This window comes from Phytoactinopolyspora endophytica (assembly GCF_004138495.1).
GTDB lineage: Bacteria > Actinomycetota > Actinomycetes > Jiangellales > Jiangellaceae > Phytoactinopolyspora > Phytoactinopolyspora endophytica.
In genome coordinates this window covers 25,834-31,923 of record NZ_ML142874.1, presented here as the reverse complement: position 1 = coordinate 31,923, position 6,090 = coordinate 25,834, and the positions used below count along the sequence as shown (strand labels likewise).

5 protein-coding genes are annotated in these 6,090 nt (G+C 66.1%); 1 reads left to right on the top strand and 4 read right to left on the bottom strand.

Features of this window, described 5'->3' with window-relative positions; genetic code table 11:
- Positions 1-863: TIGR03936 family radical SAM-associated protein (locus ELR45_RS31650; protein WP_205857657.1), on the top strand; the 863-nt coding region annotated here is incomplete at its 5' end.
- A gap of 80 nt (positions 864-943) precedes the next feature.
- Here ELR45_RS31650 and ELR45_RS31645 read toward each other — a convergent pair.
- The 4 genes from ELR45_RS31645 to ELR45_RS39870 form a co-directional block, all read right to left on the bottom strand.
- Entirely contained in the window at positions 944-1,927 is a 984-nt protein-coding gene (locus ELR45_RS31645; RefSeq protein ID WP_129669840.1) for an ABC transporter substrate-binding protein, read from the bottom strand.
- Between the two features lie 60 nt (positions 1,928-1,987).
- Positions 1,988-3,019 carry an ABC transporter permease gene (locus ELR45_RS31640; RefSeq protein WP_129669839.1) on the bottom strand — a complete coding sequence of 344 codons (1,032 nt, stop codon included), beginning with the start codon at positions 3,017-3,019 and terminating at the stop codon, positions 1,988-1,990.
- A complete protein-coding gene (locus ELR45_RS31635; RefSeq protein ID WP_129669838.1) occupies positions 3,016-4,539 on the bottom strand; it encodes a sugar ABC transporter ATP-binding protein in 1,524 nt (507 codons plus the stop codon). The genes ELR45_RS31640 and ELR45_RS31635 overlap by 4 nt, the downstream gene beginning before the upstream one ends.
- A gap of 610 nt (positions 4,540-5,149) precedes the next feature.
- Positions 5,150-6,090: discoidin domain-containing protein (locus tag ELR45_RS39870; protein ID WP_205857656.1), on the bottom strand; the 941-nt coding region annotated here is incomplete at its 5' end.

The following is a 6,090-nucleotide window of genomic DNA, read 5'->3' as shown; positions in this document are numbered from 1 at the left end:
GTGTGTTGCCGGTCTCGGCCGCCTCCGGGCCGAGCAGGCTCGGCCGTCTCCTGGGGGCACCGTCTACTGTGGTGGATGTGAGTACGTCGTCGCACCGAGCGGCCCCGGAGCGGAACCAGCCGCCGGCCGTGCAGAAGATGAGGGTCCGGTTCGCCAAGCGAGGTCGGCTCCGGTTCACCAGCCACCGTGACTTTCAGCGTGCCTTCGAGCGTGCGCTGAGGCGAGCCGAGGTACCCATGGCGTACTCCCATGGCTTCACTCCACACCCCAAGATCTCGTTCATCGGTGCCGCACCGACCGGCGCCGCCAGCGAGGCGGAGTACCTGGAGATCTCCCTCACGGCGCACCGCGACCCGGAACAGGTCCGGTCCGCATTGGACGGGGTGCTTCCGCCCGGCCTGGACATCGTCCAGGTCACCGCCGTCGACCCGGACGATAAGGGCTCCTTGGCCGACCATCTGCTGGCGTCGTCCTGGCTGATCGAGCTGCCCGGCGCCGACACCGACGACGTCCGGGCCGCCGTCGAGGCGTTGATGGCGGCGGACTCGGTCGAAGTCGAGCGCCTCACCAAGAAGGGTGTTCGTACGCTCGACGCGCGTGGAGCCGTCCTGCGGGCAGCCGTGACCGAGGAGCAGCCGGCGGCTCCAGTAGTTGCCGACCCTGGTTCCGCTGATCGACCCGAAACCACCACCGTCCCGGCGCTGCGGTGCGTAATCGAGCACCAGGCGCCCACCATCCGTCCGGAGGAGATCCTCGCCGGTCTCCGTGCGGTCACGGGGTTCACTCCGCCGTCCCCGCCCCGCGTCACCCGGCTGGCGCAGGGCGTGTGGGACGCCGACCGCGAGCAGCTGACCACCCCGTGATCAGATACGAGTTCAGGGCGCTATAACCCACCAAACTCGTATCTGATCATCCCGATCCTCCATGCCTGCGGCACAACCCGTCACTCGTACAGGACTGCCTGGATCTCCTCGTCGTCGATGTTGGTCGAGTCGTACCAGAAGAAGCCCGTGTCGATCGTCTCCGGGACGTCCTCGCCGTCCAGCGCCATGACGGCTGCCTTGACGGTCTCGTAGCCGATGCCGACCGGGTTCTGTGTGATGGCGCCGGCCATGATGCCGTCGTTGATCGCATCGATCTGAGCCTGACCGGAGTCGAACCCGATGATGGTGATATCGCCTGCCATGCCCAGCTCGTTGACGGCGTTGACGACGCCGATAGCGGAGCCTTCGTTGGCGCCGTAGATGCCGGCGAGGTCGGGGTGCGCCTGCATGATGGCGGTGGCGACGTTGGTCGACTCGAGGTGGTCGCCGCCGCCGTATTGGATGTCGACGATCTCGACGTCGGGTGCGTTCTCCTCGATGTACTCGACGAAGCCGTCCCGGCGCTCCACCCCGGTGACGCTGGTCTGGTCGTGGACCACGAGGGCGACCTTGCCTTCGCCGCCGATCAAGTCCACCATGTTCTCTGCCGCCAGTGCCGCGGCCGCCTTGTTGTCCGTCGCGGCGGTGGCGATCGGGACCTCGCTGTCCACCCCGGAGTCGAAGGCGATGACCGGGATGTCCCGGCTGGCGGCCTCTTCCATCAGCGGCGCGGCCGCCTGGCTGTCGAGGGCGGCGAATCCGAGTGCGTCCGGGTTGCGGTCGATGGCGGTCTGCAGCATGTCGATCTGCTGGGCCACCTCAGACTCGGAATCGGGCCCCTCGAACTCGACGTCGACCTCGAACTCCTCGGCCGCTTCTTCGGCGCCTTCGCGCACGGCCTGCCAGAACTGGTGCTGGAAGCCCTTGGAGACCAGGGCGACCTGGGGCCGGTCGCCGTCGCCCCCGCCGCCTTCCGTCGTGCTTGTGCCGTCGTCCTCCGAACATGCGGCGAGGGCGAGGCCCATCGCGAGGACGCCGACGACGCCGATCGCTCGTTCTCTCATGGTGTGCTCCGAATCTTTGAGGTGTGCTGGATGGTCGGCGATCCGCAGAGCGGCGTGGGGCTATCCGCCCTTGCCGCGGCGGAGGATGTCGGTGTACACGGCCACGAGGATCACCAGGCCGATGATGACGGTCTGCCATTCCTGCGGGACGGACATGATGCGTAGACCGTTGGTCACGGTCCCGACGATCAGGGCGCCGATCAACGTGCCGACGACGCTGCCCTTGCCGCCTTGTAGCGACGTGCCGCCGATGACCACCGCGGCGATGGCCTGCAGCTCGTAGCCGACACCGAGCGAGGGCTGCGCCGAGTTCAGGCGGGCGGCGAGGACGACCCCGGCGATGCCCATGAACGCGCCGGACAACGTGTAGACGATGATCTTCCACTTCTTGATGTTGATCCCGGAGATCCCGGCGGCCTCCTCGTTGCTGCCGATGGCGAACGTGTAGCGGCCGAGGATCGACCTGCCGAGGATGACCGCGCCGACAAGAGTCAGGACGAAAAGGATGAGCACCGCGTTGGGCAGGTCCAGGCCGGGGATGACGTTGCCGCGGGAGATGTCGTTGAACCCGGAGACCTCAGTGAAGTAGATCGGTGCGGCACCCGAGATGACCAGCGCCAGCCCTTCGGCTATGAGCATCATGGCCAGCGTCGCGATGAACGGCGGGATCTTCAGGAAGGCGACGTTGATCCCATTGATGAGGCCGATGAGCGCGCCGACCAGGACGCCGCCGAGCACGCCGAGGAACAGCGGCCACCCCAGGTTGACCAGGAAGACGCCGGTCATCACCGCCGCGAGCGTCATGCCGGTGCCGAGTGAGAGCTCGATCCCGCCGGTGATGATGACGAAGGTGGTACCCAAGGCGAGGATGCCGATGACCGCGGTGGACAGCAGGATGCCCGTGATGTTCGACCAGGTAAGGAAGTTGCTGCTGGCCAGAGAGAAGAACCCGACGAGGACGATCAGGCTGGCTAAGGCGAGGATCTGCTGCAGCTGGCGGCGCAGGGTACCGAGCGCGGTGCGCCGGCCGTTCTCGCCTGGAGCGCCGGAGGCGTCGTCAGTTGCGCGTTCGGCGGCGTCGACGGGATTCATGCGGTGATGCCTCCGTGTACTCCGGACCTGGTGGCGTAATCCATGAGGACCTCCTGATCGGCGTCGGCGTTGTCGAGGATGCCGGTGACGCGTCCTTCGCACATGACGACGATCCGGTGCGCCATACGGAGGATCTCGGGTAGCTCGGAGGAGATCATGATGATCGACTTGCCCTGCTTGGCCAGCGTGTCGAGCAGGTCGTAGATCTCCTCCTTGGCCCCGACGTCGATGCCGCGGGTCGGTTCGTCGAAGATGAGGACGTCGCAGTCGCGCAGCAGCCATTTGGCGATGACGACCTTCTGCTGGTTCCCGCCGGACAGGTTGTTCGTCCGCTGCCGGGTAGAGGGTGTCTTGATCTTCAGAGTGTCGACGTATCGGCGCGACTCCTGCCGTGCGCGCTCCTCACGGACCAGGCCCAGTGCGTTGGCGTGGCGGGGTAGTGAGGAGATGAGGATGTTGAAGTGCACGTCCTGGTCGAGCATCAAGCCGAACCGTTTCCGGTCCTCGGAGAGGTAGCCGATGCCGAGCCGTGCGGCCTCGGACGGAGTCTTGATCTTGACGCGCTTGCCGTGCAGGACGATCTCACCGGCGTCGGCCTTGTCCGCGCCGCAGACGGCCCGGGCCACCTCTGTCCGCCCTGCTCCCATGAGACCAGCGAAGCCGAGGATCTCGCCCCGCCTCAGGTCGAAGTTCACGTCTTTGAGCAGGCCTTTCGTGGAGAGGCCTGTCACCTCGAGGACCGTGCTCTGTGCGCCGTCGGCCGGCAGCGGGCGGGTCTCGTCTTTGATGTGGCGCCCGACCATCAGCGAGATGACGTGTCGCAGGTCGGTCTCGTCCGTGGTCAGCGTGTCGATGTAGGAACCGTCGCGCAGCACGGTGATGCGATCCGCGATGGCCTTGAGCTCCTCGAGGCGGTGCGAGATATAGATGACGCCGGTGCCCCGGCGCTTGAGGTCGCGGATCAGCCGGAACAACGTGTTGGTCTCCGACTCGGTCAGCGCGGCGGTCGGCTCGTCCATGATGAGGATGCGTGCGTCGAACGAGAGGGCTTTGGCGATCTCGACGACCTGCTGCTGCGCCACCAGCAGCTCACCGACTTTGGCGCGGGGATCCAGCACGATGCCGAGGTGGTCGAACAGCTCGGTGGCACGGCGGTTGAGGTCGTGGTCGTCGACGAAGAACCCGAAGCCCCGCCTTCTCTCCCGGCCGATGTAGATGTTCTCCGCGATGGTGAGGTCGGGCATCAGCGAGAGCTCCTGATGGATGATGCTGATCCCGAGGTCCTGGGCGGCTTGTGGTCCGTCGATGTCCACCGCCCGGCCGTCGATGGCGATGGCGCCGGAATCCTGGTGGTAGATGCCGGCGAGCACCTTCATGAGGGTGGATTTGCCCGCGCCGTTCTCACCGACGAGTGCATGCACCTCGCCGGCTCGGAGCTCGAAATGCACGCCCGAGAGCGCCTGGACGCCGGGGAAGCCTTTGCTGACGCCGTTGATCGTGAGTAGCTGCTGATCGTCCACGGCGCTCCTTGTCTGATCGCTAGCTGAGCCCGTGATGTCGCTGGGACAACAATAGGTCGGATGAATCCGATGGTAGCGGCGCAATATGCCATGTCAATGGCCGTAACCGCAACGATACTTCTGCGTGCTCGGCGCGGCCTGTTGCGAGAAGTCCTCGGATGGATCACCTGCAGGTTCAGCCTTGACACTGGGAACATCGCCGCTTCCCTTGCCAGACATCCGATGTATCGGCCGGTTACTGGGAGACGTCATGGACGACGAGTAGGGAGCACAAAGACCTCGGAACTCTACAGCCCGTCCGATGCCGTGGGCAGAGCCACGGAACTCCGTGTTCCAGCGGACCGTGTTCCAGCGAATGGCTCCGTGATCCGGAAGGCGTAAATCGGGCGAAGTTGATGATGTTTACCATCGTCGCAAAACGGAAATGATCGCGAGGGAACGCCGAAACAGGGGCTGTGTCGCACCGGGGAGCTGGCGCAGCCCCTGTCACATGTCACGGCGGCCAGATCGTACCCACATGGTCATGCGCATGCGCACGGTGTAGGCGGCGGTGCCGGCAGCCACTCTGCCCCGCAACCGCCGCCCACCCGGATTCGGAGGGCTGAGACTCTCAGCTCGGGTCGACGCCGCCATAGAGGCCGATCGACGTGATGTGCGGCGTCGAGCGTGCCTGCAGGATCTGTACCCGGATCCGGTCGGCAGTGACCGGCTCCTCGAGAGCGAAGATCCGGCTGTAGCCGATGGTCGTCGCCGCCAGGTCGCCTTCGGTGCCGGTCAGCCGCACCCAGGTCTGCTCGTCGTCGTCCCAGGCTTCGATGGTGAACCGCTCGACTTGCTGGCCACGGGTGATGTCCTCACCGACCCGGATTTGGTCGAACGTCCGCGAGCCGGGGAGCTCGATCTCCAGCGTGCCCGTGGACGCCTTCCGTGGCGGCGTCCAGGAGCTGGTCAGATCGTCGTCGGTCAGGTCGGCGATGAGCTTGCGGTTCGCCGGCGGCCGTGCGTCGTCGGGATGCGGTTCCAGCAGGTTCGTCTCGTAGGTGGACCGGATCGAGTCGCCGAACGATGCCAGCTCAGCGACATCTCGATCGTCGACCCGGCCGTCGGGCGCGGGCGGAACGTTGAGCAGCAATACCGAGTTGCGGCCCACCGAGCGCTGGTAGGTGTCGACCAGCTGCTCGGCCGTCTTGGGGTTCTCGTCGGGGTGGTAGAACCATCCGGGCCGGTTCGAGGTGTCCGCCTCGGCCGGGTACCACTGCAGGTACTCGATGCGCGGATCGGCCAGGACCGTACGCGAGCCGATGTCCTCCGCCCATGCGCCCCCGGGGATCAGCCCTTCGTTGTGCGTGGTGTCCGGATCGCCCGTGGCCGGTACGACGCTCCATTCCGTGGTGCGCGCGATGCCCGCCTCGTTGCCCACCCACCGGGTGCCCTGCGGTCCCGCGAATACCAGTGTCTCGGGGGAGAGCTGCTCGATGAGCTCGAACCAGGTAGTGAAGTCGTAGTCCTGGGTGATGCCCGAGTCTGCCCAGGGGTTCGCGCCGTCCAGCC

Excerpts from the sequence above, each read along its gene's own strand:
- ELR45_RS31645 (WP_129669840.1), bottom strand. The coding sequence starts at position 1,927 with ATGAGAGAACGAGCGATCGGCGTCGTCGGCGTCCTCGCGATGGGCCTC.
- ELR45_RS31640 (WP_129669839.1), bottom strand. The coding sequence starts at position 3,019 with ATGAATCCCGTCGACGCCGCCGAACGCGCAACTGACGACGCCTCCGGC.